Genomic DNA, 25,595 nt, shown 5'->3' on the forward strand with positions numbered 1-25,595 from the left:
CGAAAAATGAGCGCCCGTTTCGGACCTGGGCGAGTGCAACCCCAAAACCTGAGGAGATGTCCGTGAAGATCTTGCTTCCCACGTCTATTTCGCTGGACGAAGCGCAATTGCCCCTGGAGGACGGAGACCTCACCGTTTCTTACGATCCCCAGTCCCCCATTCCTGAAGAGCATATCGACGCCGAAGTGCTCGTGGCCTGGGTCAACACGGATGAGCAATTGGCCGACGCCGCGCGGCGCATGACGAACCTCCGCATGATTCAGGCCTTGGCGGCGGGCCCCGACCAGGTCGCGAAGGCGGGGTTCTCGGAAGACGTGATCGTGTGTTCCGGTATCGGGCTACACGACGTCACCGTTGCGGAACACACTCTTGCCCTGACCTTGGCGCTGGTGCGTTCGCTCCCAACGTTGGGTGAGCTCCAGAAGGAACACGTCTGGTCGAAAGAGCTGGGTGGCGCGCAGGAATTGCATCCGGCGGGGCGAGTCACCACGTTGCTCGATGCGCGGGTCACCATCTGGGGCTTCGGCTCGATCGGCACGACCGTCGCGGGGCTCTTCGAAGCCCTCGGCGCGCAGGTCACCGGCATCGCTCGAAACGGCGGCGAGCGTCACGGTTATCGCGTCGTCGCGACCGAAGAGAAGGACGAGGTCCTGGCTAACACCGATGTTCTCGTGATGATCCTTCCGAATTCCGAGGCCACGCACCATGCGCTCGACGCCGAGGCGCTCGCGACGCTGCCTGACTCCGCGTACGTGGTCAACGTGGGCCGCGGGCCGACGGTGGACGAACCCGCGTTGATTGCGGCCCTGGAAGAGGGAAAGATCGCCGGGGCGGGTATCGACGTCACCACCACGGAGCCACTGCCCGCAGACAATCCTCTGTGGGACGCCCCCAACCTCATCATCACTCCGCACTCCGCCGGTGGACGGCCGGTGGGCGGCGAAAAGCTGATCGGGCACAATCTCGAGGCCCTGCGCGGCCGGGGCGAATACCGTAACGCGATGAACGCCTAGTCGCGCTTTACGCTTCCACCAGGCCCGACTCTTGGGCCTGTTGCGGCAGATGCTTCCGATAGAAGGACACCACTACCGAGAGGCACAGCGCAGCGACGACGCACCCACCGATGAACATCCACGGATACGTCAGCCACGAGTGAAGCACGGCCAGAGCCGCCGGAATGAAGAAGCCGAGGTAGGTCAGCGAGTAGTAGACGGCCGTCAGGCCGGCGAGATCGTGCGGGCCGGCGATGCGCTGAACCTCTTGAAGTCCCGAGACCAGAAGTAGGCCATAGGCGCTTCCCAAGAGGGCGGCGGCCAGAGTCGCGATCCACGGGTTGACGGTGTAGGCCGCCCAAGCCGCGCACGCCATCGCCGGAACCGCCACGCCCAGCGAGACCACGACGCCGCGGGCCGAATCGGCGTTGTCGATCCGCTTGCCAACTTGCTGCAACACCAGGCCACACCCCAGTCCCACGAGGCACAGGAAGCCGGAGAATCCGATGCCGAAACCTTCGGTGCGGGAACTCATGAGACCGGGCAGGATCGCGTAGGCGCTTGCGGCGCACCCGAAAACCCACGGGGCCATGGGGACCACAACCCACAGGAAACGGCGATGCTTGGCCGCTGGGATACGCAGGTCGTCGACCAAACGAGACGGCGCAACCTGACGCGCGTGGGTTTCCGGGGTGGCCGCCGCGGCCAGGAACCCAAGCAACGCGACGACGATGTGCACGAGGTAGGGCAGCGTCGCCTGAAACGGGGCAAATTGCGCGAGGCCCGCGGCGACGGCGGCGCCCAAACCAAAGCCAGCGGTCAGGGACATGGACGCGCGACGGGCGCCGGCGGCGTCGTCGGCCCGGGTGTCATACGGTGCGACGGAGAGTTCCTTGACCCACGAACCACCGACCACCATGCCGAGCCCCAGGCCGATGCCGGAAAGGACGCGGCCGACAAACAGAATGGCCGGATTTCCGGCTCCCAGAATCAGAAAGATCGAAGCGATCAGGGCCAGGGCGGGCGCCGGGAGCATCAGCGGGCGGCGTCCGAACCGGTCAGACAGCGGACCGCCGATCAGTAGTGCGGGGACGATGCCTAGGACGTACGCACCGAGGAGGACGTCGACGGCTCCCGTGGAGAGCCCATCGAGGTCCTTGTACATCACCAAGAGGGGAGTGAACTGGTTGCCGCCCCAGGCCACGGCGAATATTGCGACGGCGGCCAGTAGCCAGGGAGGGAGAATGCGCTTCTGCGGAAGCAATGGAAAGTCCTTTCAGGGGGTGTCGCGCGAACGGTGAGAATCGGGGTCGCGTGGTGGGGTTTAGGCGAGGTAGCGGCGGTGGGTTTCCTGGAGGTGGGAGGTGAGCCGGGCACGGAAAGCGGCGGTATCGCCGTCCTCGACGAGCTGGGCGAGTTCCTCGTGATGGGCAAGGACGGCCACGGCGTTTCCCGTGGACTTCCAGACCGCCCGCGTGGACATGCGGCGTTGGCGATCCCCGAGGTTGTCGAAGAAATCCACGAAGAGGCTGTTGCCGGCCCGAAGAACGAGGCGGTGATGGAAGGCGGCGTCGAGGGCGACGAATTCCGTGGTGTCGCCGTCGGCCAGTGCTTGACGTTGACGTTCGGTGACCGCCCGGAGCTCGGCGGCGGCTTCCGCGGTTTCCCCGGCGTTCACGATGCTCTCTACTGCGTGAGATTCCACGACGATGCGCGCCTCGACGACTTCACGGGCCTCGTCGGGACCGGCCTGACGAATGAGGGCTCCGCGCTTGGGGTAGAGGGTCATCCACCCTTCCGCCTGGAGCCTGACGAATCCTTCGCGCACCGGCGTCCGGCTGATCTGCAATTCCGTCGCGATTTCTCCCTCGCTGATGAGGGTTCCGCCTTCGAGTCGGTGGTCCAAAATGCGGGCCTTGACTTCCTGGTAGACGAGGTCGCTTGCCGGCACGGCGGCTTGAGGGCCTTTCCTGGCCGCAGACTCATCGACGCTCGGTGTCATGGAAACTCCTGGAGGTGAAGGCGGGAACGGTGGGTATGCCGTCCATGCAACATAGATACAAGTTGTACGGTAGACCCGATGTCGTGGCTAGTGCAACCCTAATGTGGCAGCTGACCTGCGGTGATGTGAGGTGTGGCGGGCGCTTGTTTGACAGCCCGCGGCGCCCCCGCATAGCTTGAATCCCGCAGGTGGGTGAAGGCTCACCGCGGCGGTGGGGCCCGCCGCAACCAACCTCGCCGACCGGAGTCGTCCGACTCTGGGGCGACAACGGTCCCTACCCGAGCGGTTTCGTCGAAAGAGGGCGACGCCGCCTCCTGGCGTCCCCGCGCGCCTGAAAGGTAGGAACATATGACGAGCGCATCCAGCGCACCGCTCGAACACGCCACGCCGCGCCCGCTGCACCACCGTCCGGGATTCCTCGCCCTGGCCTTTCTGGGTGGTGCACTCGGAACTGGATTCCGATACGCCATGACCCTCGCCGTTCCTGGGGCAGGCCAGGGGCTCGGCATCACCCTGACCATCAACCTGGTGGGTTCTCTTATCCTGGGCTTCTTTCTCGAGGCGCTGTCTCGTCGAGGATCGGACAGCGGACGACGTCGTCAAGCGCGCATCCTTCTGGGTACCGGCCTGTTGGGCGGCTTCACGACGTACAGCACGTTAACGGTGAGCACCGTTGAGCTCATGGGGTCCGGGCGTGTGGGTGCGGGCATCGGCTACGCGCTCGTCAGCGTTGTGGGCGGACTGATTGCGGCCGGCGTGGGAATGGCGTGTGCCGGTCGATGGGTTCCGTCGACGCGCTCCAACGAAGGGGAGGCCCGTTGAGCGGCGTGGTTTTTCTCGCGGTATGCCTCGCTGGAGGGCTCGGCGCGGTATTGCGCATGCTCGTGGACGGCTGGGTGAAATCCCTCGTGGGCGCCTCTTTGCCGTGGGCGACGGCGGTCATCAACGTGTCCGGGTCTTTGGCCTTGGGGCTGGTCACGGGCTTGGCGACGTCGCATGGTCTAACCCCGGAGGTCCAGGCGGCGGTGGGCACGGGATTGTTGGGCGGATATACGACGTTTTCCACCGCGAGCGTGGAGGCCTTTCGCCTCGTACAGGTCAAGCGCTGGAATGCTTCGCTCGTGTATGCGTTCGGGATGATTTTATTGGGCGTCGTAGCCGCAGGATGCGGCTTGTGGATCGGCACGATGTGAGCAGGGGGTGGCCTAGGCCGCCCTCACGCACCCCGCGGTGACCTCACCCGAGGGGAACCGTCACACTTGCCGGACTATCTAGGTCATCAGGGCGGCAATCACCAGGAGTGCCGGCACGGCTGCCACCGTGGATAGCAAGACGATGTCCCTGGCCAGCGGCACGTTGTGGTTGTAGCGCGAGGCGAAGTTGAAGAGGTTCTGCGCCGTCGGGAGTCCGGCCAGCGCCGTCGCGGCGAAGAGGTCGTGCTGCGGCAGGTCGAAGACGAACCGACCCAGGACGTATGCCGCAATCGGCATGAGCGCAACCTTGAGGACCACGGCGAGGATCGTCTCGAAGCGTTCCCCGGGGTTCGCGAGCGGTCGGTTACCGCGCAGGGACATGCCAAACGCCACGAGAATCAGCGGAATTCCCGCGCCGCCGAGCAGGCTCAGCGGTTGGTGGATGACGTCCGGAACCCGCACATGGAAGGCATTCAACACGACGCCGAGGAGTGAACCGATGATGATCGGGTTGCGAACGGGCTGGGTCGCGACGGTTCGGAAGGAAAAATAGCCCTTCGAGACGACGTCGAAGATGGCTAGGCACACCGGCGTCGCCAGAATCAACTGGAAGAGCAAGATAGGTGCGACCTGCGAAGGATCGCCGAAAATATACGTGGCAACCGGCAGGCCCATATTGTTGGCATTCAGCAACGCCGAGCCGACCGCGCCCACGGTGACTCGACCAACCTTTCGGCGCATCACGAGACCGACGATCACCGAGTAGATCGCCGCCATGGCCACGAAGCTCAACGCCGCCACGGGCAGACGTGCGGAAAAAATTACGTGCAGATCCGCGGATGAGAGGGTGGTGAACATCAGGGCGGGAAGGGCGACAAAGAATGCGAACCGATTCAGCGTCCATCCGGCACCCTTGCCGAGGATCCCCTGGCGTTCCACCAGATAACCGATCCCGACGACGATCCCAATGATCGCAAAGCCTTCAAGTACCCCGATCATATGGTCACCGTCCCGCAACAAACATCAGGTGCCCGGCGCCGCACACCGCGCCCACGACAGTTCCTACGACGAGCTCTACGACGGTGTGCTTCTTCAAATACCACCGGGACCAGCAGACCGTTCCATGAACGAACAGGGAAGCGACGATCCACCATGGCCCCAGCAATCCCGGCAACACCATTCCGAAGATGGCACTCATGGCCGCGTGGGCGCTGGCTTTGAGCTTGAAAGTGATCAAAGCAATCAGCAGGACCGTCACCAGCATCACGGTGATGATGCTTTTGGTGGCCGGCGCACTGGGGGCGATCAAAAGAATCACGGCACCCACCGCAATGGAAATCAGCGACATCCCATAAAACACATAGCGCTGTTTGCGGTGATAAATGAATCGGTCGCTGACCTTGCCCGTGTACGCCATATAGAGGGAGAGTCCCCAGGGAATGACGACCACGGCCACGACGCCGACGAGCGCCTGCCACAGCCACCCCGCGCCGGTACTCAGCGGCACCCCGACGAGCAAAATGATCGCCAGGATGAAAGGGGAAAAGATCTCTGTGCCAGTGAAGGCCGCGGCGCGTTTGAGGTGGTTCACGGCCTCCACTGTGACACATTCAGCGATCGAACGCTCTTGCGTTACAGGTCGCGACCGATCGTGAGGTGAATCAGCGAGGGCCCCTTGGTTCCCATTGCTTCACGAACCGTCTCACCGAGGGTCTCCATGGTCGCTGAAAAACCGGTGGCGCCGAAGCCCTCAGCGAGCTTGACCCAGTTCGGCTGCTTGAGGTCCACGGCGGTCGGCGCAATGTTCCGCGCCTCTTCGTTCGCGCGAATTTCACCGTAGCCACCGTTATCCACGCAAATGACCTGGATGTCCAGCTCTTCCTGGACCGCCGTCATGAGCTCCTGGATGGCGAACATCAGTGCGCCGTCGCCCAGAAGGCACACCACAGGACGCTCGGGTGCGGCAATTTTCGCTCCCACGGCGGCGGGCAAGCCGTAACCGAGGGTTGCGTAGGTGGCCATGTACAGGAGCGAATTGGGCTTCTGGGCGCGGTAGAACGTCGTCGTGCCCATGTAGGTGACCTGCGAGGAGTCGCCGGCGATGATCGTGTCATCCGGCAGGACTTCCATGATGAGCTCGTTGAGCTCGGCCAACTCCGGCGCGATGGAGCGGCCCTCGTCGTCCAGGCGGTCGAAGATCGGCTGGAGGTTGCGCTCCTCGCGAGGTGCCTGACCCTCGGTGGTGACCTTGAGGGCTGCTACGAGCTGAGGAACCACGGCCGCGGAGTTTCCCGGAAGTTCGAGGTCGGGGGTCATGTTGGTGAGCATCTGGTCGCGCATGATGTCCACGCGAATCACCGGACCATTGGGGTGGATGTCGCCGTCCCAGAGTTCGGCCTCACCGATCTTGGAGCCGACGATCAACATCGCGTCGGCCTCGCGGCAGAATTCGTGTGCGGCGGTCAAGCGCAGGTCCGCGCCGAGGGAGAGCCGGTGCTTCTCGGGGATCGCGCCCTTACCGTTGACCGATGTGATCACCGGCGCTTCGAGCATTTCGGCCAATTCGAGCAAGGACTCGCCGGCTGCCAGCGAGCCGCCACCCGCCACGATGAGGGGCTTCTTGGCGTCGGCGAGCATGCGGGCCGCGCGGGCGACGTCGTCCACCGGGGCGGGTTGGGGAGAACCGAGGGGGCGCGCCTGAAGATCGGCCTCGGTGAATTCGGCTTGCTCCTCGAGGACATCCAGCGGCACCTCAATGTGCACCGGACGCGGGCGGGAGTGCTTGAACGAGACGAACGCGTTATGGATCATCTCCACGGCCTCGAGGGCAGAGTTGACGCGGCGAGAGGTTCCGACGATTGCACCGACCGCGCCCGTGGGGTTCTTGGTCTCATGCAGGGCACCGATGTCGCGGAACTCCTGACCGCGGGGGCGGCCCGGGGAGAGGATGATCATCGGTCGGGACTCGGCATATGCTGTGGCCGCGCCGGACAGCGAATTGAGCAGGCCGGGGCCGGAGGTGGTGATGACGACGCCGGGCAGGCCGGTGGTCAGCGACCAGCCATCCGCGCCGTAGGAGGCCCCTTGTTCGTGGCGCGTGGTCACGGGCTTGATCTGAAGTTCGTCGAGGTGGCGATAGAACTCGAGGTTATGTGTGCCAGGGATGCCGAAGACGGTGTCGATGCCGTAGTTACGGAGGGTCGCCAGAATGGCGTATCCGGCGTTATGGCGGGGCTCGGTTTGGGTGATCGCATCGTGCGTGGACTGCTCGCTCATGAGATTCCTCCTCGCCGCGGCGCTGCGGCTGATGGTCGTGACGGCCGTATGTTCGGTGGGTCGTGTCCCGTGTGGGAGCCTATCGCGACGCGCGAGACCCTAGCCGGAGTATCCGGGTGTGAAACCAGATTATACGTATATGCAACTCATCGGGTCGAAGCGGTGGCAATCCGTTTCGACCCGAGTCAGTCACGGGACATCAGGTTGGCAATGAACTCAGGGAGATTGTTTGCACAAAAACCGGGAGCACCAAGCAAACTCCCATTGGGGGAGTCCCTCGCCAAATCGTTTCTGTTCGTCGTGAGCTTGTAGTTCCACTGAGCTCACCGCCAGGCTAGCGCTGCAGTTCCATAGCCGAGGACGTCGCGCTTCAAAGTTTTACCGTCCAACATCAAAGGTGGGGGTGCCACAGACAAAACTCCACGCGGTGCAGCAACATGTACCTTGACATCAGTTGGCTTGGGCACCGCATTTGCGGATACTCGCGGCAGCTTTTTTAATTCACGGGCGGCACCCAACAGACTGATCTGAACCACGCCCGCCTCACCTTGTGTGAGAAGCTTTATGATTTCCGCTGCCATCATGCTGCCTGTTGCGTGGTCCAATGCCTGCACTGGTAATGAACCCGGCCTGGACATCCCTTGTTTATCAACGGGGTTGGTGCCACAGAGTGATGCAATGCCACTGGCGGCTTGAATGATCGAGTCAAAGCCGGAACGCCCACCCCACGGGCCTGATTCCCCCCCAAGCCGATAGAGATGCCACAATCAGGTGCCCATGGCGACGTCGTAGGTCATCAGAGTCAAGGCCGAAACGTCTCAGGGACCTTGGGCGGTACCCCAGCAACACAACGTCCGCTTTTGCCAACAGTTCTTCTAAATCCTCTTGATGTTTCCCCAGTCTGCGACAGCAGAACGTTTGCCCATTGCATTCGAGTAGTACTGATCCTCCAGTTCTGACCGTCCCGGAGGGTCAACCCGCAGTACGTCAGCGCCGAGGCAGGCGAAGAGCTGGGAACATGTGGGCCCTGCAATAACTCGCGTTAGATCGAGAACCCGCACCCCGTCCATCGGGAGGATGCCACCCTCCAATGTCCGTCTTGGCCCTTTGCTCTTAACGCTGAACCAGGGATCACCACAGGTAGCGATCTCTTGCGGATGAAGTTGCCACTCTTCTGGTGTACGAACCGCGGCCGCGACGCCGCCGCACCGGATGACAACCTCCTCAGCTTCCTCTGCGTTGACTCGGGACAGCGAGGTTTGCAAGCTCCGCTTATCCGTGGCGTCCAAAGCCCTTAAGATCGCTCCGGCGTGGTGTGGGTAGTTGCCGTGCAATCGTATCCATCCGTCTTTGGTCTCAAAGAAGCCGGATAAGGGTGCCCAGCCATCGGCGCGATGCCCACCAACTATGAGGTTCTCCAGCGCAGAAAAGGCGCTGGTGATTAACGATCCAGTCGTAGTCACTTGCCACTGTTGACGACGCGATATTGCCGCCTCCTGCACTGCCCGCCTTGCGGCCTCCACAGCCGTTGTTGCGAGTCCTTGCACGTCAAGCGGACAGTTCCGCCAGTGCTCACCATCGGTCACCATGTCCCACATGTTATCTGCGTTACACACTTGCGTGGCTATGCGCTCCACAACACGGCCACCACCGATGCCCTATCTGTGCTGGGGGCAAGGAAGAGTGCGCAGTTATCAGCACAATTCTCGGCATGCCCTACTTCTCGACCTCAACGGCACAGGGGGGGCGCGGCTCGAAAAAGCCCTACGTGCGCGAGCCGTCCAGTCGCCTCCGCCATTCAGCGAACACCTCGGCATCCGTGCGCGGCGTCGCGAGCGACACCACGAGGTAGACCACGAGCGAGGTGGCCAGGCCGATATAGATCGGCTGATTGGCGTCCACACCGAAGAAAACCATCGAAACGAGTACACTCACGGCGCCCACGAGCATTGAGCTGGCAGCACCAGCCCCGGTGCCGCGTTTGAAGAACAGGCCGCCCAGAATGGCCACCAGGAGACCACCGACCAAGATGTCGTACGCGATGGTCAGGGCCGTGACGACGCTCGGTACGAGCATGGCCAGAATCGTGGCAATGATGCCGATTCCCAGCACATACCAACGGTCGCCCGAAATGCTTTCGGAATCCTCGGAGTCTTGGGGGAACGTGGCGGCGTCGTTCTTTCGGAACAACTGTGCGATGAGGGGGACGACGTCGACGCGGGCCACGGTTGCCGAGGCGATCAGTGCGCCCGAAGCCGTGGACATCATCGCCGCAACACCCGCAGCGAGCACGATGCCGCCGAGACCCGCGGGCAGGAAGTCCTGCGCCAGCGCGGCGAAGGCTTCATCGGACGTTTCGAGGTGGGGTAGGACCACGGCGGCGGCCATACCGATCACCGCGCCGGCGATGCCGTAGAGCAGCGTGTAGACGCCGGCAGCGAAGCCGCCCCAACGGGCCACGCGTGGCGTTCGCGAGGTAAAGACTCGCTGCCAAATGTCCTGGCCCACCAGGAGTCCCAGCGTGTAGACCACGAACATCGTGATGATGGAGTCCGCGCCCATGGAGCCGAGGTCGAAGAATTCGGTTCCGAGGCGCTCGTGAAGCCCGGACCAACCGCCGGCCGAGTGCAGGGAGAACGGCAGGAGCAGGAAGAACATCCCGACCGTCATGATGAGGAATTGCAACAGGTCGGTCAGGGTGATGGACCACATGCCGCCAAAGATCGAATAACCGATCACCACCACAGAGCCGAGGAGAATGCCCCACGGACGGTCCAGGTCGAACAGGACCTTGAAGATCGAGGCGTAAGCCGAGGTAGAGGTGACCGCGAGCATCACCGTGTAGCCCAGCATCACGATGGATGATGCCTTGATGGCTCTGCCGCCGTAGCGGAGTCCCAGCATCTGCGAGACGGTGTACACCCCGAGCCGCTGGAGCCTGCCCGCGAAGGCAAGGGAAAGCACCATCACGCCGACCGCGATGGCGGCGACCATCCACATCCCAGAGATGCCGTAGGTGTATCCGAGCCCGACGCCGCCGATGGTGGCCGCGCCACCCAGCACCACGGCCGACATCGTTCCGGTGAAGAAGACGTACCCCAAGCGACGTCCGGCCACGCGGTAGTCTTCGGTGCTTTTGGCTTTGCGTTTTCCGTACCAACCGATGAGGACCATGGCAAGGAGGTAGACCAGGATCATCAAGAGGTTCACTGCAGGTCCTATCGGAGATGTGATGGGGAGCTCAGGTGACTCTATCGGTACGATGCAAGAAGTCCAAGAGAAAGGTTTCGAGCGGTGAAGGCATTGCCCGTCCAGCAGCCGGATCGGTCCCCTGAGATCGGCTCCCGGTTAAGGAACCATCGATTGCGTCAGCACATGACCATCGAGAAACTCGCCGCAGCCACCGATCTGACGAAGGGGTTCATCAGTCGCGTCGAGCGCGACCAAACCTCGCCCTCGGTGACCTCGCTGGTCAAAATCTGCCGCGCGCTACGCGTGGACATTGGGGCCCTCTTCAAGGAACCCGACACCCAGGTGATCCGGCTCGACGACGCCCCCGAGGTGGATTTGGGCGGAGCGGGTATCCACGAGCGGCTGGTTTCCGGGGTGAACCTGGAAAAGGTTCAGGTGATCCGGGCGACCGTGGAGCCTGGCGGGTCCGGTGAAGAAGCCCTCTATACGGTCGACTGCGAAACCGAAGTCTTGCATGTGATTTCGGGAGAATTTTTGTTGCGCACGAGCGCCGGAGAATTCGCCCTCGAGGCCGGAGACTCGATTACCTTGAGTGGCCAAGAACCGCATTCTTGGCGTAATACAGGAGACGAGACGGCGGAAATTCTTTGGGTGCTCGTTAACGCATAGTCAAGGGCGGTTGAAGCCTCTTTACATAGGCTGAATCATCCTTAGAATTGAAATACTTCCCTCGCACCGTTCGATCACCACAAAAGGTTTCCCATGAAAGTAGTAATACTGGGGGCCACCGGCCAGATGGGGCGGTTGCTGACCCGAAAATTTCTGGACGAGGGCCATGACGTCGTCTCGGTCAGCCGCCGAGCTGCGCCCGAAGGATGGATGGGGGACCGTCTACGCCATCTCGCATTGGACCTGACGTCCATACCCTTCCCCGAACGCGCGGCCCGGTGGGCCGATGCCATCATCGACGTCACCGATAGCCGGAAGAAGCCGGCTCTATTTCAGCGAATCGCTCACAGCGTCGCGGTCACGGTGGGGGCCATGCCGCCTGAAAGTCAGCCGGCCGTCTATTGCCTCGGCATCGTCCGTCAAGACAAAACCTCGTACGGCTACTACTCCGGTAAAGCGAATCAGGATCGGATATATCGATCGGCCTTGAGCCGATACAGCCTCATTTCGGCCACGCAGTTCACGAGCTTCGTCGAAGAGATTTTCGCCGTCACCTCGAAGTTCGGATTCGTCTTAGCGCCGCGCGGTATCCGCTGGCAGCTCCTGAATCCCGAAGACCTGGCCTCCGAGATGGTGGCCGTGATCTCGGAGGGGAAGGTGGGTGACCTGACCGCATCGGGCCCGGAGATCCTCACCTCACAAGAGGCCGCCACCCGGTTTGGAAAACTGCGCGGTCGGTCCTATATGACGGTGGGTGCGCCGGTCCCGGGAGCGCTCGGAAAGTTTCTCCGTTCGGGATTCAACATCGTAGAGAACGCCGACATCGTGGGGCATCGCAGCTACGGCGAGCTCGGTCGAGGCACCGGGTGGGGGTTGTAGGAGGGCAGCCTTTCGCGACACGACGACGCCGTCTCAGGAGTGAAAGGCAGGGCGAAAGCCCGTCATATCGACCCTCTGGTTGAAGATCTTCCGGTACGGCCCTTCGGAATACGTGGCGCGCCGGTTCGCTGTGACGCGAACCGGCGCGCAGTGATTTTGAGGGGTTTAGACTCCGGTGTTCTGAGTGATCCACGCGCGGTGGTCGTTCAGATTGGCGTAGTTGCTTCCGGCGTTGATGTTCGAACCGGGGTCTGCGGTGTCGCCCGTGGAGCAGACGCCGACGATCACGCCGTTGATGACGAGCGGGCCACCCGAATCGCCGTGGTTCGAGGCTCCGTCGATGCCCCGCACATGGACGGCCTTGCCGCCGTAGGCATCCGAGGATTGGCCCAGAACACTGACTCGGGCCGTGAAGAGCCAGTCGGCAGGAACGCGGTTCCCGCGGAGGCCGTAACCGAAGATGCTTCCGGTGTCACCCGCGCGCGGTGTGTAGCCGTTTCCGAGTTTGGCGTATTGGCTCACCTGGTGAGGGCTCTTCAAGTGGATCAGCCCGACGTCGCCGTACGGGGAGTTGACGACCCTATCCGCGGCGTATGCCGGGCCGGGATTTGAGGTGTCGTTGGAATAGTAGGCCTTCATGTTTTGCGAGCCTTCGGTGCAGTGGCGTGCCGTGAGAATCCACTGGCTGCTAATGGCCTCGCCCGTACAACCGAACGTTCCTTGTTCGCCCGCCGTATTGAAGGAGAGCTGGACGATGTTGGGGCTGTTCGTGGATTGACCGCCGACGATGTATTCGGTGGGTCGAGTGTCCGTGGTCGCCAGGGCGGGCGTTCCTGAAACGCCAAACGCGATGGCGGCTCCGAGAATTCCTACGATGGAACCTGTCCTCTTGAGGTGCAGAGATTTCTTCATTGATGTTCTCCAATAGCCACGGTCTCAACAGAGTGCTGAGCCCTGATGTGATTCATGCTATTCACGAGATGAGTCATCAACAAGAGTTTTTACAAAAATTTGGTAACTCGCGTCATCAAAATCAGGTTAATGTTTATTTCTACGCGTTATGAATTAAGCAGATAATTGTTTCACTGGAAAGTTTTTTGGGCGGCCGATGTTTTCCGGCGCCGTTTCTGGCGTGAGTGATTCCGGACCGTCCGTGCAGATTCCTTCAACGCCCCAGGAGGCAAGCTGGGCGGCCCGCTCGGCACTGTTGACGGTCCAGGTGTTGACCCGGAGCCCTTCTTCGTAGATCTTCCGCACGATGTCTGCGGTCAATTCGCGGTGGTGGGGGTGGACAAACGACGCCCCCGTGAAGCGCGCGGCGTCGCGCCACACGGAATGTCGGTTGAACGGCGCGAAGCGTCCTCGTTCAAAGAGGCACGCGGTGGGAAACTCCGGCAACTGGATGTGGAATGCCGCGAGCAGTTGGTGATTGAACGAGGAGATGATGACGCGTCCGCTGCGGCCCTCCGCCGGCAGGCGCTGCAGACTCTGGCCGATGGCCGAAATATAGGTTTCCACGCGGTCGGGGGTCGGGTCGGTGAGTTTCAACTCGATATTGGCGTTGAGGCCCGTTTCGATCATCAGGTCCACGAGGGCGTCGAGGCGCGGCACGCGAACGTTGAAGAACTCCTCCGAAAACCAGCTTCCGGCATCGAGGGAATCCAGATCGGATGCGACGACGTGACTCACCCGATCTCGCGCGTGTGCGGTGCGTTTGAAGGTGGGATCGTGGATCAGCACCACGGTGCCGTCGGCGAGGAGATCCGCGTCGGTCTCGACCCACGAAAATCCGGCTTCTTCGGCGGCCCGGAATGCGACCAAGGTGTTTTCGGGTGCTTTCGCGGAGTGCCCGCGATGGGCGATCAAGAAACTCACGCCGCCATCCTGACAGGGAAAAGTAGCGATCGTGTGAACTTTCACCTCTTTTTGGATGAGCGATCCGGTGATACACCTGGCCTATGGAGACATTCACCAAGCACACCACTGGACGCGCCGCCGACTGGGAGAAAGCCGGCCTGGATTGGCTTGCCGAGGCGGAAGAGGACGGCGGGGCCCGAGTGTGTCGGGTGGTCGACGTCGTCGAGGACGGCCTTCAACTGGAAATGATCCACGAGGCGTCCCCCTCAACGTCCGCGGCGCGCGCCTTCGGGCAAGGCTTGGCCCTGACGCACGACGCCGGCGCGGCAGCCTTTGGCGCAGGCCCCACAGGATGGGAAGGCGACGGTTACCAAGGCCCGGCTGGCCAACAACTTCCCTTGCCGCTTGGAGAATTCGATTCCTGGGGTGCCATGTTCGCCCGATTGCGGCTTGCACCCCTGGTGCGGGAAACCTCTGGATTCTCGGGCAAGGACCGCGCGCTCTTCGACACGCTGTGCGACCGACTGCATGACGGTGCCTTCGACGATGACGATGCTCCCGCGCGGCTTCACGGAGATCTGTGGGCGGGAAATGTCCTATGGGCCGACGATCAGGCCGTTCTGATCGATCCGACCCCCTATGGCGGACACCGGGAGGACGACCTCGCGGCGCTCGCCATGTTTGGCGCACCCCACCTGGGCGACATTGTGAAGGGGTACGAGGAAGTCCATCGCCTGGAGTCCGGCTGGCAAGAACGGGTGGACCTGCATCAACTCCACCTGATCTTGTTGCATGCCGCCTTATTTGGCGGCGGGTACTTACGCCGGGCGACGGACGCCGCGCGCCGTTACGTCTAGGCCGGAAATGTGGGCGGTCCTCGTGCGTTGAAGCAACTTTCGTTGCACAATGGGAAACAAGCCATCGTGAGTGCGGAAGGATCAGCGTGAATAGCCAGAACGAACAGCCCCAAGCCCAACCGAGTTTTTCGGCCCAACCTGAACGAATCATCGAAAAGGGTGCCGACGGTCGCGAATACGTGGGACCCGTCAATGCGGCCCAGGTGCCCCGCTGGGCGGGCCTAGGCACGTTTGCCCGTTTGCCGCGGTTGGATGAAGTCGGCTCGGCGGACGTCGTCGTCGCGGGTATGCCGTGGGATACCGGAGTCTCCTATCGCCCCGGCGCGCGGTTCGGCTCGAATCACGTGCGCGAATCGTCCCGCTTGCTGCGCCCGTTCAACCCCGCGCAGAACGTCTCTCCGTTCAAGAACACGCAGGTCGCGGACGCCGGCGACATCATCGGCAACCCCTTTGACATCGAAGAGGCCTTGGCTGCGATGCAGGCCGGAGCCTCGGAACTGACGCGCAACGGAACCAAGATGGTCACCATCGGCGGCGACCACACCGTGGCACTGCCGAACCTCCGCGCCATGCACGAGCTACACGGTCCGGTGGCCCTCTTGCACTTCGACGCCCACCTGGACACATGGGACACCTACTTTGGCGCCGAATACACCCACGGAACCCCTTTCCGGCGCGCTTTCGAGGAAGGTCTCATCGACACGGACGCCCTGTGCCACGTCGGCACCCGCGGCCCGCTGTACGGAACGGAAGATCTGGACGACGACGCCCGCTTCGGCTTTGGCATCGTCTCCTCCGCGGACATCTACCGCTTGGGAGTCGACGCCGTGGTGGACCTGCTGCGTCGGCGGGTGGGCGACCGTCCGCTCTATGTTTCGCTGGATATCGACGTTCTCGACCCCGCCCATGCCCCGGGAACCGGCACGCCCGAAGCCGGGGGTGCGACCAGCCGCGAGATCCTGGAGATAATCCGCGGCCTACGCGGTCTGAACCTCGTAGGCGCGGAGGTCGTCGAGGTCGCTCCGGCGTACGACCACGCCGAGCTCACGGGCATCGCGGCGGCACACATTGTCTACGAATTCTTGAGCTTGCTCGCCTTGGGGAAGAATTCCCCGGCCGACGGCCCCGCGTACGGAGAAGCCAAGCACACGTACGGGCAATAGCGAATCAGGCTGCCCATCCACTCGAATCAAAGGAGACTTTAGTGGTCAACATCAAGGAACTCATGGCCGGCGCGACGGGCGCCGATGCTCGCCTCATGCGCGGATTCGCGGAGCGGGCCGCAGGATTCCGACCGTCCCCGGTGCGCGACGTCTTCGAGGTTTCAATGCGTCCCGGAATCATTTCGCTCGCGGGAGGTAACCCGGACCTGGACCAGCTGCCGCTGGAAAAGATCGGTGAGATGGCGTCCTCGATCATCGCTCGGGAAGGGCTCGAGGTGCTGCAGTACGGTTCTGGGGCCGGGCTGGAAGAGCTCGCGGAGCTCGTGTGTTCCTTCATGGAGTCCGAGGGCTCCCACCCCAAGCTCGACGAGATCCAGATGACCGCGGGCTCCCAAATGGGGCTGGACCTGGTGACCAAACTGTTCACGGATCCGGGCGACGTCGTGCTGGCCGAAGGGCCCACCTACACCGGTGCCTTGGGCGTATTCGAGGGATACCAGGCCGAGGTTCAGCAGGTGGAGATGGACGAGCAGGGACTCGTCCCCGCCGAGGTGGAGGAGCGCATCAAAGCCCTCAAGGCTGAGGGCAAAAACGTCAAGTTCCTCTACACCATCCCGAACTTCCAGAACCCCACGGGCGTCACGCTGGCGGACGACCGACGAGCCGAACTGGTGCGGGTGTGCCGCGAGAACGACGTCCTGGTGGTCGAGGACAACCCATATGGTCAGCTCGGATTCGACGGCGAACGTCACCGCTCCTTGCACTCGTACGATCCCGAGGCCGTGATCTATCTGGGCAGTTTCTCCAAGGTGTTTTCTCCGGGCGTGCGCGTGGGCTGGATGGTTGCCCCGCCGCGGGTCCGCAAGTTCTTGCAGATCGCGGGCGAAGCCGTGACCATCTGCCCCTCCGTGCTCTCTCAGCGCCTCGTGCTTGGCTTCATGAGCGAAGGAATGTGGGAAGACCACACGCGGAACACCGCCAAGCTGTACGCCGAGCGGTGCCAAGCGGTGCTCGACGCCTGCGAGAAGCACATGCCGGCCGGCACCGAGTGGACCGTCCCTCAGGGAGGTTTCTTCACGTGGCTGACGCTGCCGGAAGGCGCGCGGGTTTCCAACGCGGAGCTGGCGTTGCCCGAAGCCATCGACGCCGGCGTCGTCTTTGTGCCTGGAACGGCCTTCTATGACGATTCCGCGGCTGAGACCCCGTTGCCCGAGCCCTCGGGTGCCCGGAACCTCCGGTTGGCTTTCTCCTCCGTCGCCCCGGACCGTCTGGCGGAAGGCGTCACGCGCCTCGCGGGAGTGCTCTAAGCCGAATTCGTATCCGGGGCCGGGGTGAGTGCCGAATATTGCGACCACGACCCCGGATACAACCGGCCGTGCAGCCCAGCTGCTTCCATCGCGACGAGGTTATGGCAGGCGGTCACGCCGGAGCCGCAGTAGACGATGGGAGTCGTGTTCTCGTCGACGCCCGCGGCCGTGAATCGCTCGCGTATGGCCGCCTGCGGGAGGAATTCGCCCTCTGGACCTATATTTCCGGCATGGAATACGTTGGCGGCGCCCGGAATGTGGCCCGCCCAAGCGTCCATCGGTTCGGTCTCCCCGCGGTAACGAGCGGGTGCCCGGGAGTCGATCAGGGGAGCGCCGGAGCGACCAGCCTCCACGGCGTCGTCCATGTCGGCCAGCCATTCCGGATTTACCGGAGTGCGGTGGAAACTGCCAGCCGGAGCAGCGACGACGTCGTCCGAGCCTGTCGCCAGCTCATGTTCGCCGTGTGCCGCGGTCCAGGCTTGGAGGCCTCCATCGAGCAGGGCTGCCCGGTGCCCCGTGGCGCGGAGAAGCCACACCAGCCGGGAGGCGGACGCCCCAGAGGCGTCGTCGTACGCGATCACGGTGGTGGACTCCGTGAATCCCGCGGCCTCCATGCCGGCGGCGAAGGTGTCCATGCTGGGGAGAGGGTGCCTGCCGCTTTTGGCAGTGGCCGGTGCGGCCAGTACGGTATCGAGATCCACGAAAGCGGCGCCGGGGAGGTGCCCGGAGGCGTAGGCATCACAGCCCGACCGCCCGTCGAGGTACCACCGCACGTCGGCCAGCGCGGCGTGGGACGATTCTTCAGCCAGGAGCCTATCGGCCTCGGCCACGGAGATGATCCACGGTAGATGTGACATGGTGCCCATCCTACGCGCGGCGGTCTCAGCAGGTCTGTGAGTATTTACCCTTGGAAAGCTTCATGATTTTCTCCACGTAATGCTGGGTTTCCGAGATCTCCGGGACACCCTTGGCCTTCTTCATGGCGTTGGGTCCGGCGTTGTATCCGGCCAGCGCGTAGCGCGTGGAATCCTCTTCCGACGAGGCATACTTCTGGGCTTCTTCGCGCAGGTACTTCATGTAGCGGCCCTGTGCCGCGATCGCATCGCGTTCGTTCATGGGGTCGCCCTCGCCCCACACATCCCAGGTGTCCTGGGTGAATTGTGCGATGCCCATGGCTCCAGCGTGAGAGTGCGCCTCGGGATCCCAGCCCGATTCCGCTTCGATCTGCGCCGCGAGGACTTTGACCGGGAAACCGGATGTTTCGGACGCCTTTTGGAGATCGCCGGAGAGATGATCGGGGATGGGGGAACTATTCATGGCCGTGCATTCCGACTCGCCGTAATTGCTGATCATGAGCCCCGTCGCGCCAACCGCAAGAAGCACGAGCGCGACCACGACCTGCCAATGCTCGGCGAGCTTGCGCAGGAAGGATCCACCCTGGCCATGGTCAGGGGCGGTGGAGCGGCGGTTCGAAGTAGGCACCTGCACAGCTTACAGAGTGGAAGAGACGGACCGACGAGGTCATGAGGCGCGTCACCCGCATGTGACGAGCGTGAACGCATTTCTTATCGGAGCCGGGCGGCCTTCATGGCGGCCAGTGCTCCCGTGAAGATTCTTTGGAATCGATCCGGGGTGAGCCTGCCGGAGGGCGCGATGGGCAGGAAAGATTGATGGGCCACGGTGCGGGAACGAGTGAATTCGAGGATGCCCTCGCGGCCGTGGCGGTGGCCGAGGCCCGAGGCTTTCAATCCGCCGGAGGGGGCAGCTACGGAACCCCAGGCGGCGGCGAACGCCTCGTTGACGTTGACCATGCCCGCCTCGAGACGTCGAGCAACGGCCAATCCGTGGGCCCTATCCCCGGAATAAACGCTCGCGTTCAAACCGTAAGGGGTGTTATTTGCGGCGTCGACGGCGTCGTCGTCACTCGCCACCGAGTACACGGCGACGACGGGGCCGAAGGTTTCTTCGCGCGTAAGCCGAGCCGATGAGGGGACGTCCGTGAGCACCGTGGGCTCGAAAAAGCACGGGCCCAGGTCAGGTCGGGCGGAGCCGCCGGCGAGCACGCGGGCACCCTTCCCCACGGCGTCGTCCACCGCGGTGCGAACCCGCTGGAGGTGGTTCGCGGAGATCAGGCTGCCGACGCCATGCCCGTGATCGAATGAGAACCCCAGCCGAAGTTCCGCCGTCGCACGGGCAAAGCGCTCGCAGAAGGTTTCGTAGAGGGATTCGGCCACGTAGATCCTCTCGATGGACAGGCAGAGTTGGCCGGTTGAGGAGAAACAGCCGCGGATGGCGCCGTCGACGGCCGCGTCCAGGGAAGCGTCCGCGCAAACGATCATGGGATTCTTGCCGCCCAATTCCAAGGTTGCGGGTTTCAACGCATGACCCGCCGCCGCCGCGATCCCGCGCCCGGCCGCCGTCGAACCCGTGAAAGAGATGCCATCCACGGAGTCGAGGAGCTCATCGCCTACCTCGTCAACCGGTCCCGGAACCAGTTGCCAGACGGCGGAGGGGAGACCCGCCGACATCGCGAGCCGGCGCAAGAGAATCGCGGAGAGAACGGTCTGAGAATCCGGTTTGTGGACCACGGCGTTGCCGGCCACCAAGGCCGCGAGAAGGTCCGTCGCGCCCAGTGATACGGGGTAATTCCACGGCGTGATGAATCCAACCAGCCCCATCGGCAGGTGATCCACGCTCGTGCTGGTCAGCATCGGCAAGGCACCGCGACGTCGCTCCCGCGCCAACGCGTCTTCGGCGGAACGACCCACAAAGCGGCAGACGTTATAGGCATCCAGGATCTCGTCGTAAGCGTGGAGTCGGGATTTTCCGGTTTCAGCCTGGATCACGTCCAGAATCAACGCCTCGTTGCGGCGAATCTCATCGTGTAATCGAAGCAGTATCGCCGCGCGCTCCCGGACTGGACGGCGGGCCCAGCCTTCTTGGGCGTCGCGGGCATGTGCGGCGGCCCGTCGGACGTCCGCGGCGGTTGCCGAAGGAAGTGAGGCTAGCCGAATCGACAGCGCCGGGGCGGTGATCTCCAGCGCGTCGCCGGTGCCCACGACGTCGTCCGCGAGGTTTTCCGTGAGGAAATCGCCTAGTCGCCGGGGCAAGATGGACGTGGTTCCGGTGGAATGATCGTGCTGGGCGCTCATGCCTCCAGTCTGGCAGATTTCGCCTAGGATGTGATGCAACACACTTTTGTCGATGACTAAGGATGATGATGGTTTCGCTCTCGATACGCCGGGCCCTGGAAGGGATGGATGGCCCCGTCGGCGTGATCGATCGCGATGCTCTAGACGTCAACGTGGCGGCCCTCAAGGAACGTTCGCACGGGGTGCGAATCCGGGTGGCCACGAAGTCCGTGCGAGTTCCCGAGGCACTCCGGCACGTCCTTTCTCACGACTCCATCCACGGCATCATGGCCTATTCCCTGCAAGAGGCATTGGCCCTCTCGGAGGAGGGTTTTCACGACATCCTCGTCGGGTATCCGACCACGAATCGACCCGGCCTGCGGAGGCTGGCGCGCAGCGCAAAGCACCGGGAAAACATCACGGTGATGGTCGACTCGCCTGACCATCTCGACTATGTGGAGAAGTACCTCCACGAAGGAACCGTAGACCACTCGGCCTCGGATGTGCCTCGACCGCCGGTGCGCTTGTGCCTGGACGTGGACGCCTCCCTCCGGGTGTTGGAGAAGGTCTTTTCGGACACGATCCATGTGGGGGCCCGACGTTCACCCATCCGGACCCCCGAACAAGCGGTCGACGTCGCACACCAGATCGCCCAGCGCCCCCATTTCAAGCTCGTGGGCATCATGTCCTACGAGGGTCAGATCGCCGGGCAAGCGGACGCGGGATACAGCCCCAAAGCGTGGGCGACCCGGGTTATGCAGCGCATTTCCCGGGCAGAACTCAAGCAGCGGCGGACTAAGGTCATTGACGCGATTCGCCAGGATCATGAGCTCGAATTCGTCAACGGTGGCGGCACCGGTTCCCTCGAGAGCAGCGCCGCCGAGGGCACGCTCACGGAGGTCGCCGTGGGCTCGGGATTTCTCTCGCCCGGTCTCTTCGACGGGTACACGAGTTTTCGGCACCGCCCCGCGGCGTTCATCGCCACACCGGTGGTTCGTCGTCCCGCACCGGGCTGGGTCACCCTCTTTCAGGGTGGCTGGGTTGCGTCCGGGCCGGCGGGTCGGGACCGACTGCCTACCGTGGACTGGCCCGAAGGGCTGAGCTATTCACCCACGGAAGGGCCCGGCGAAGTCCAGACGCCATTGCACGGCCCGGGAGCCGACCTACTGAGCCTTGGTGACCTGGTCTATCTGCGGGACGCCAAGGCGGGTGAGCCCGCGGAGCATCTCAATGAGTATCTGGTGGTATCCAACGGCCAGGTGGTGGACACCTGGTCCACCTATCGAGGAAGAGGATGGGCCTTCTGATGACGACGCTGAGTAACTGGTCCGGAATCGAGCACGCGACTCCGCGCCATCTTTGGAAGCCAGAAACGTTTTCGCAGGCCCAAGGCCTGGTCCAACGGGCCGCTGAGCAGGGAGAACGCATTCGCGTAATCGGAGCCGGCCATTCCTTCACGCCCGTTGCTCTCGGCTCGGACCACGTGGTCAGCTTGGATCGGCTCAGCGGTGTGATCGACGTCGACCCGGTGCATTATCGGGCGCGATTTTTGGCAGGGACGCGATTGCGGGACATCCCCGACTTGCTCCAGCCGTACGGCCTGGCCCTGCCCAATCAAGGGGACGTCAATCCGCAGTCCCTCGCCGGTGCCTTATCCACCGGCACCCACGGAACCGGCCTCGGCTTCACCGGCTTGGGCGGCGTCGTCACAGGCTTGACGATCCTGACCGCCACCGGCGAAATCCTTCGCCTCTCCGAGACCGAACATCCGGAACTTTTTGACCACGCGCGTGTTTCGGTCGGCGTCCTCGGGATGATCCTCGAGGTGGAAATTCAGTGTGTTCCTTCATTTGACCTCATCGCGGAGGAAACGGGGGAGTCTCTGGAAGAGGTGCTGGACGGTTTCGAACATCGCGTACGCGAGCATGACCACGTCGAATTCTTCTGGTTCCCTCACACGGATTTCGCCATGGTCAAGACCAACACCCGCGTCGCACTGGGGGAAGCGGGCCCCGAGCATCTGGCGTCCGTGCGAGAACAACCGGCATGGATGCACCTGATCAATGACGAACTCGTTCAAAACGTCGGATTGCGGGCCCTGTGCGAGGTGGGTTCGCGCTTCCCCCGCACCGTCGCGCCGATGGCCAAGACGGCGGTCAAGGCTATGTCCGATCGCGCGTATCGGGCCGTGGCACACGAGGTGTTCGTGACCTCACGGCGCGTGCGCTTCAATGAGATGGAATATGCACTCCCCTTCGAGGCCGGCCCCGAGGCTCTTCGCGAGATCCGGAGCTTCCTCGATGCTCACGATATTCCGGTGACCTTCCCCGTGGAGGCCCGGGTAGCCGCCGCCGACGACGTCCCCCTCTCGACCGCCTCCGGCCGGGAGACCATGTACGTGGCGATCCATCGCTTCGTCAAGGATGACCCTTTCGAGCTCTTCCACGGCATCGAGCCGATCCTGCGGGCTCATGAAGGCCGTCCCCACTGGGGTAAACGCCATACTTTGGGCCAGGAAGAGCTCTCTGCGGTGTACCCGCGCTTCGAGGAATTTCGTGAGGTGCGACGCCGCATCGACCCCGACGCAGTGTTCGGGAATCAGCACACCGATCACCTCTTCGGAGTGCACCGCCAGAGTCCGTAGACTCGACTTATGCTTCCCGCCATCATTGCGACCGTTATCGCCGCCCTGCTCATCGGGGTTGGGGTGCTCGGCATCATCGTCCCAATCCTGCCAGGATCCCTTCTGGTGATCATCGCGACCCTCGTCTGGTCACTGACCGTGCGGGCACCGGAAGGGTGGTGGGTTCTCGGCGCGGGCGGCGGCTTGGCTCTCATCGGCCTGAGCGCTTCCCTGTTTTTAACGGGTCGCACCATGAAACAACGGCACATTCCCAACCGTTCCTTGCTGATCGCCGCGGTGTGCGCGGTGATCGGCATGTTTGTCATCCCGGTGCTCGGCTTGCTCGTCGGATTTGTGGTGGGTCTTTTCGCGTCGGAGCTGTATCGGCAACGCGACCTCGACTCGGCGGTGTCGTCCTCCGTTGCGGCCCTCAAGGCCGCCGGAACCGGCATGCTCATCGAGTTGGCTTGCGCTTTACTGGCGGGAACCGTGTTTGTGATCGCCGCCCTCACGTACTTCATCACAGCCTGAGGCCGGTAGACTGGCCGCCATGAAATCTCTGCCTGCTTCCCTGGCCCTGGCCGCCGCCGCGATTATTCAAGCGATGGGCGTCTATCACTGGCGGGGCGACTCCATGGCGGTCTCTGGGCAGGTATTTTTCCCGATCCTCTTTGGGCTCATGTCCATCTATTTGGCCTGGCGAAATAAGGATTCGGAGCGTTTTTACGTTGCGCACATGATTCTCGCCGTGATCGGCGTGTTGGGCCTCGTGGCCACCGTGATCGGAATGGTCGGGACCATTTGGGCCCTGTACCCGTCGCTGATCATGTACTACGTCTTCCTGCTGGTCCTCATCGTGGAGACCGCCTTGCGGATCGCGGCCATGCCGAAGAAGGCCAAAGCCACCGAGGAGGAGGCCGCCGCTGAAGGAGCTTCTGACGACGCCGTCGCTCAGCCCGCAAAACGCCGACGCCGCCGCCGGGCGGGTTCAGGCCCAACTCATCTGGTCGCCACCTCGAAATCGGGTGCTTCCGGATCACACGCATCCGAGGGCGGATCGGCCGCCGCGGATGCCGACGCATCCGAGCACGTTGCACACGAGAGGACCGACGAGCGCTGATGTCTCGAGAGGCCGCAACTATGTCTTCCCCTGCCACGAAGCCTCGTGAGACGTCACTTCCGTGGAAGGTCTGCGCGTGGGTGATTGTCGCGATCGTTCTCGGCGGGCAATTTTGGTACGCAATGACCACCGGCGGGCTCGACTTCACCGTGTATCGCGCCGGCGCGACGACGCTCTTTGGCAATGACGGTATGCAGAAGTCGCTGTACGACCTGCATCTCGTTCCCCTGACCGAGACCTCGTACCTCCCGTTCACGTATCCGCCGTTCGCGGCCATCCTGTTCTTGCCTTTCGCGTTCCTGCCGGTCAAGGTGGGCGTCGCGATCATGGTGATCTTTTCGATGGCCGTGGCCTGGTGGTTTGCCGCAATCATTTACGACTACGTGAATCACCGAGGCCGCACGATTCCGTTCCAGGACAAGTTGGGCCGGACGACCACTATCGCGCTGCTCGCCGCCCTCATTTGTCTCTCCGGACCGTGGCGTCGAGGCCTGGGCCTGGTGCAGATCAACCCGCTCATCATGTTGCTGATTTTGGCGGATCTTCTGCGGCCGGCCACTAAGGTCCCTCGGGGACTGCTGATTGGCATCGCCGCCGGTATCAAGCTCACGCCCTTGGCCTTCGGCTTGGTGATGCTCATGCGCAAGGACATCAAGGGATTGGTGACTCTGGCGGCGTCGTTCGCGGGCACCATCCTGGTGGGCGTGATTTTCTTGCCGCACCAGGCCAAGGAATTTTGGTTCCACGCGGTGTCTGATCCATCGCGCGTGGGCAATATTAACTACCTGGACAATATTTCGATCCAGGGATGGCTCATGCACATCGGCCTTACCGGTTCGGTGCTCAAGGTGGTCATGTATGTGCTGATCGTGACGCTGATCGTGGGCGTAGCCGCGGTGATCCCGTCCCTCGATCGGCGCGGCATGAAGCTGTCCATCGTCTCGTTGAACGCCTTCGTGATGCTCGCGATCTCGCCGATCTCGTGGTCCCACCACAACACGTGGTACCCGCTGATCTTCGCCGCCATTTGCGTGGACGCCGTGCCGTGGTTGTTCTCTCGGCCGGGCCTTCAACGCCGCGTCGCCCTGACCCTGGCATGGGTCGCTGCCATTGGGCTGTATATCTCTCCGATGTGGATCGGCATTGCCCTGTATGGTTCCTCGGAATACCTGGACTACATCACGACCATTCCGTTGGTGGTCTCCGCGATCCCCATCATCTGCCTGTTCCTCTTCATCTGGATGTGGATCATCGGCGCTTGGCGTAAGCGGAACGTCACCGACGAGCGAGTTCTCGCCTCGGCGTAGCGTGTAGGTCGGACGGTGACGTCGGGG

General features: G+C 62.9%; 27 protein-coding genes. 13 read left to right on the forward strand and 14 right to left on the reverse strand.

Annotated features, from left to right (window positions below; translation table 11 throughout):
- The first annotated feature begins 62 nt into the window (after window positions 1-62).
- Window positions 63-1,013 (forward strand): phosphoglycerate dehydrogenase, encoded by a 951-nt coding sequence (locus D8M21_RS05655; protein ID WP_048682151.1) that lies wholly within the window; start codon window positions 63-65, stop codon window positions 1,011-1,013.
- 7 nt (window positions 1,014-1,020) lie between these two features.
- On the opposite strand, the gene D8M21_RS05660 is transcribed toward D8M21_RS05655, so the two are convergent.
- Entirely contained in the window at window positions 1,021-2,256 is a 1,236-nt protein-coding gene (locus D8M21_RS05660; RefSeq protein ID WP_048682146.1) for an MFS transporter, read from the reverse strand.
- Window positions 2,257-2,316: 60 nt separating this feature from the next.
- Complete coding sequence (locus D8M21_RS05665; RefSeq protein ID WP_048682143.1) at window positions 2,317-2,994, reverse strand: GntR family transcriptional regulator; 678 nt, start codon at window positions 2,992-2,994, stop codon at window positions 2,317-2,319.
- Between the two features lie 348 nt (window positions 2,995-3,342).
- Here D8M21_RS05665 and D8M21_RS05670 point away from each other — a divergent pair, with 348 nt between their 5' ends.
- Together D8M21_RS05670 and crcB are read left to right on the forward strand one after the other, a co-directional pair.
- Window positions 3,343-3,816, forward strand: a complete 474-nt coding sequence (locus D8M21_RS05670) for a fluoride efflux transporter FluC (protein WP_048682140.1) — start codon at window positions 3,343-3,345, stop codon at window positions 3,814-3,816.
- 5 nt (window positions 3,817-3,821) lie between these two features.
- Window positions 3,822-4,187 carry a fluoride efflux transporter CrcB gene (gene crcB / locus D8M21_RS05675; protein WP_321174114.1) on the forward strand — a complete coding sequence of 122 codons (366 nt, stop codon included), beginning with the start codon at window positions 3,822-3,824 and terminating at the stop codon, window positions 4,185-4,187.
- Between the two features lie 78 nt (window positions 4,188-4,265).
- Here the strand turns inward: crcB and D8M21_RS05680 are convergent, their stop codons facing one another.
- From D8M21_RS05680 to D8M21_RS05710, 7 genes are all read right to left on the reverse strand, one after another.
- Window positions 4,266-5,186 (reverse strand): AEC family transporter, encoded by a 921-nt coding sequence (locus tag D8M21_RS05680; RefSeq protein WP_048682133.1) that lies wholly within the window; start codon window positions 5,184-5,186, stop codon window positions 4,266-4,268.
- A gap of 4 nt (window positions 5,187-5,190) precedes the next feature.
- The gene (locus tag D8M21_RS05685; protein ID WP_048682128.1) at window positions 5,191-5,778 is read right to left on the reverse strand and encodes a hypothetical protein; all 588 of its coding nucleotides are present in this window, start codon (window positions 5,776-5,778) and stop codon (window positions 5,191-5,193) included.
- 41 nt (window positions 5,779-5,819) lie between these two features.
- A complete protein-coding gene (locus tag D8M21_RS05690; protein ID WP_082156827.1) occupies window positions 5,820-7,463 on the reverse strand; it encodes a thiamine pyrophosphate-binding protein in 1,644 nt (547 codons plus the stop codon).
- Window positions 7,464-7,786: 323 nt separating this feature from the next.
- Window positions 7,787-8,230, reverse strand: a complete 444-nt coding sequence (locus D8M21_RS05695; RefSeq protein WP_126855710.1) for a CoA transferase — start codon at window positions 8,228-8,230, stop codon at window positions 7,787-7,789.
- The gene (locus D8M21_RS11555; protein ID WP_274542918.1) at window positions 8,169-8,312 is read right to left on the reverse strand and encodes a hypothetical protein; all 144 of its coding nucleotides are present in this window, start codon (window positions 8,310-8,312) and stop codon (window positions 8,169-8,171) included. The genes D8M21_RS05695 and D8M21_RS11555 overlap by 62 nt, the downstream gene beginning before the upstream one ends.
- A 26-nt stretch (window positions 8,313-8,338) precedes the next feature.
- A complete protein-coding gene (locus D8M21_RS05705; protein ID WP_161970372.1) occupies window positions 8,339-8,926 on the reverse strand; it encodes a CoA transferase in 588 nt (195 codons plus the stop codon).
- A 301-nt stretch (window positions 8,927-9,227) separates the two neighbouring features.
- Complete coding sequence (locus D8M21_RS05710) at window positions 9,228-10,673, reverse strand: sodium:solute symporter (protein WP_048682125.1); 1,446 nt, start codon at window positions 10,671-10,673, stop codon at window positions 9,228-9,230.
- An 84-nt stretch (window positions 10,674-10,757) separates the two neighbouring features.
- Between D8M21_RS05710 and D8M21_RS05715 the strand changes: the two genes are divergently transcribed.
- Together D8M21_RS05715 and D8M21_RS05720 are read left to right on the forward strand one after the other, a co-directional pair.
- Complete coding sequence (locus tag D8M21_RS05715) at window positions 10,758-11,324, forward strand: helix-turn-helix domain-containing protein (protein WP_085528543.1); 567 nt, start codon at window positions 10,758-10,760, stop codon at window positions 11,322-11,324.
- A gap of 93 nt (window positions 11,325-11,417) precedes the next feature.
- Window positions 11,418-12,203: an SDR family oxidoreductase gene (locus D8M21_RS05720; protein ID WP_126855712.1), complete on the forward strand. Its 786-nt coding sequence runs from the start codon at window positions 11,418-11,420 to the stop codon at window positions 12,201-12,203.
- A 165-nt stretch (window positions 12,204-12,368) separates the two neighbouring features.
- On the opposite strand, the gene D8M21_RS05730 is transcribed toward D8M21_RS05720, so the two are convergent.
- Both D8M21_RS05730 and D8M21_RS05735 read right to left on the reverse strand, forming a co-directional pair.
- Window positions 12,369-13,115: a S1 family peptidase gene (locus D8M21_RS05730; RefSeq protein WP_048682112.1), complete on the reverse strand. Its 747-nt coding sequence runs from the start codon at window positions 13,113-13,115 to the stop codon at window positions 12,369-12,371.
- Between the two features lie 153 nt (window positions 13,116-13,268).
- Window positions 13,269-14,078: a glycerophosphodiester phosphodiesterase family protein gene (locus D8M21_RS05735; RefSeq protein ID WP_048682110.1), complete on the reverse strand. Its 810-nt coding sequence runs from the start codon at window positions 14,076-14,078 to the stop codon at window positions 13,269-13,271.
- 83 nt (window positions 14,079-14,161) lie between these two features.
- On the opposite strand from D8M21_RS05735, the gene D8M21_RS05740 reads away from it, so the two are divergent.
- From D8M21_RS05740 to D8M21_RS05750, 3 genes are all read left to right on the forward strand, one after another.
- Window positions 14,162-14,917, forward strand: coding sequence for a fructosamine kinase family protein (locus tag D8M21_RS05740; protein WP_048682106.1), 756 nt, complete (start codon window positions 14,162-14,164; stop codon window positions 14,915-14,917).
- Between the two features lie 146 nt (window positions 14,918-15,063).
- Entirely contained in the window at window positions 15,064-16,080 is a 1,017-nt protein-coding gene (gene speB, locus D8M21_RS05745) for an agmatinase (protein WP_126855741.1), read from the forward strand.
- 41 nt (window positions 16,081-16,121) lie between these two features.
- Window positions 16,122-17,387 (forward strand): aminotransferase-like domain-containing protein, encoded by a 1,266-nt coding sequence (locus tag D8M21_RS05750; protein WP_053090010.1) that lies wholly within the window; start codon window positions 16,122-16,124, stop codon window positions 17,385-17,387.
- On the opposite strand, the gene D8M21_RS05755 is transcribed toward D8M21_RS05750, so the two are convergent.
- From D8M21_RS05755 to D8M21_RS05765, 3 genes are all read right to left on the reverse strand, one after another.
- Window positions 17,384-18,244 carry a sulfurtransferase gene (locus D8M21_RS05755; protein WP_053090009.1) on the reverse strand — a complete coding sequence of 287 codons (861 nt, stop codon included), beginning with the start codon at window positions 18,242-18,244 and terminating at the stop codon, window positions 17,384-17,386. The genes D8M21_RS05750 and D8M21_RS05755 overlap by 4 nt on opposite strands.
- 25 nt (window positions 18,245-18,269) lie before the next feature.
- Entirely contained in the window at window positions 18,270-18,869 is a 600-nt protein-coding gene (locus D8M21_RS05760) for a lytic transglycosylase domain-containing protein (RefSeq protein ID WP_126855713.1), read from the reverse strand.
- Between the two features lie 83 nt (window positions 18,870-18,952).
- A complete protein-coding gene (locus D8M21_RS05765) occupies window positions 18,953-20,539 on the reverse strand; it encodes a succinic semialdehyde dehydrogenase (RefSeq protein ID WP_048682103.1) in 1,587 nt (528 codons plus the stop codon).
- Window positions 20,540-20,604: 65 nt separating this feature from the next.
- On the opposite strand from D8M21_RS05765, the gene D8M21_RS05770 reads away from it, so the two are divergent.
- The 5 genes from D8M21_RS05770 to D8M21_RS05790 are packed head-to-tail and all read left to right on the forward strand — an operon-like array spanning window position 20,605 to window position 25,568.
- The gene (locus tag D8M21_RS05770) at window positions 20,605-21,825 is read left to right on the forward strand and encodes an alanine racemase (protein WP_238651080.1); all 1,221 of its coding nucleotides are present in this window, start codon (window positions 20,605-20,607) and stop codon (window positions 21,823-21,825) included.
- Window positions 21,825-23,162, forward strand: coding sequence for a D-arabinono-1,4-lactone oxidase (locus D8M21_RS05775; RefSeq protein WP_161800286.1), 1,338 nt, complete (start codon window positions 21,825-21,827; stop codon window positions 23,160-23,162). The genes D8M21_RS05770 and D8M21_RS05775 overlap by 1 nt, the downstream gene beginning before the upstream one ends.
- A 9-nt stretch (window positions 23,163-23,171) precedes the next feature.
- Window positions 23,172-23,672, forward strand: coding sequence for a DUF456 domain-containing protein (locus D8M21_RS05780; RefSeq protein ID WP_048682098.1), 501 nt, complete (start codon window positions 23,172-23,174; stop codon window positions 23,670-23,672).
- Between the two features lie 19 nt (window positions 23,673-23,691).
- Window positions 23,692-24,261 (forward strand): hypothetical protein, encoded by a 570-nt coding sequence (locus tag D8M21_RS11265; protein ID WP_048682095.1) that lies wholly within the window; start codon window positions 23,692-23,694, stop codon window positions 24,259-24,261.
- Between the two features lie 20 nt (window positions 24,262-24,281).
- Window positions 24,282-25,568, forward strand: a complete 1,287-nt coding sequence (locus D8M21_RS05790) for a glycosyltransferase 87 family protein (RefSeq protein ID WP_048682531.1) — start codon at window positions 24,282-24,284, stop codon at window positions 25,566-25,568.
- The last annotated feature ends 27 nt before the right edge of the window (window positions 25,569-25,595 follow it).

Source organism: Kocuria sp. HSID16901, from assembly GCF_003989425.1.
Taxonomy (GTDB): Bacteria; Actinomycetota; Actinomycetes; order Actinomycetales; family Micrococcaceae; genus Rothia; species Rothia massiliensis.

Coding starts and splice junctions, on each gene's coding strand:
- D8M21_RS05665 (WP_048682143.1), bottom strand. CDS start 2,994: ATGACACCGAGCGTCGATGAGTCTGCGGCCAGGAAAGGCCCTCAAGCC.
- D8M21_RS05670 (WP_048682140.1), top strand. CDS start 3,343: ATGACGAGCGCATCCAGCGCACCGCTCGAACACGCCACGCCGCGCCCG.
- D8M21_RS05680 (WP_048682133.1), bottom strand. CDS start 5,186: ATGATCGGGGTACTTGAAGGCTTTGCGATCATTGGGATCGTCGTCGGG.
- D8M21_RS05690 (WP_082156827.1), bottom strand. CDS start 7,463: ATGAGCGAGCAGTCCACGCACGATGCGATCACCCAAACCGAGCCCCGC.
- D8M21_RS05720 (WP_126855712.1), top strand. CDS start 11,418: ATGAAAGTAGTAATACTGGGGGCCACCGGCCAGATGGGGCGGTTGCTG.
- D8M21_RS05730 (WP_048682112.1), bottom strand. CDS start 13,115: ATGAAGAAATCTCTGCACCTCAAGAGGACAGGTTCCATCGTAGGAATT.
- D8M21_RS05740 (WP_048682106.1), top strand. CDS start 14,162: ATGGAGACATTCACCAAGCACACCACTGGACGCGCCGCCGACTGGGAG.
- D8M21_RS05755 (WP_053090009.1), bottom strand. CDS start 18,244: ATGTCACATCTACCGTGGATCATCTCCGTGGCCGAGGCCGATAGGCTC.
- D8M21_RS05765 (WP_048682103.1), bottom strand. CDS start 20,539: ATGAGCGCCCAGCACGATCATTCCACCGGAACCACGTCCATCTTGCCC.
- D8M21_RS05770 (WP_238651080.1), top strand. CDS start 20,605: ATGATGGTTTCGCTCTCGATACGCCGGGCCCTGGAAGGGATGGATGGC.
- D8M21_RS05775 (WP_161800286.1), top strand. CDS start 21,825: ATGACGACGCTGAGTAACTGGTCCGGAATCGAGCACGCGACTCCGCGC.
- D8M21_RS05780 (WP_048682098.1), top strand. CDS start 23,172: ATGCTTCCCGCCATCATTGCGACCGTTATCGCCGCCCTGCTCATCGGG.
- D8M21_RS11265 (WP_048682095.1), top strand. CDS start 23,692: ATGAAATCTCTGCCTGCTTCCCTGGCCCTGGCCGCCGCCGCGATTATT.
- D8M21_RS05790 (WP_048682531.1), top strand. CDS start 24,282: ATGTCTTCCCCTGCCACGAAGCCTCGTGAGACGTCACTTCCGTGGAAG.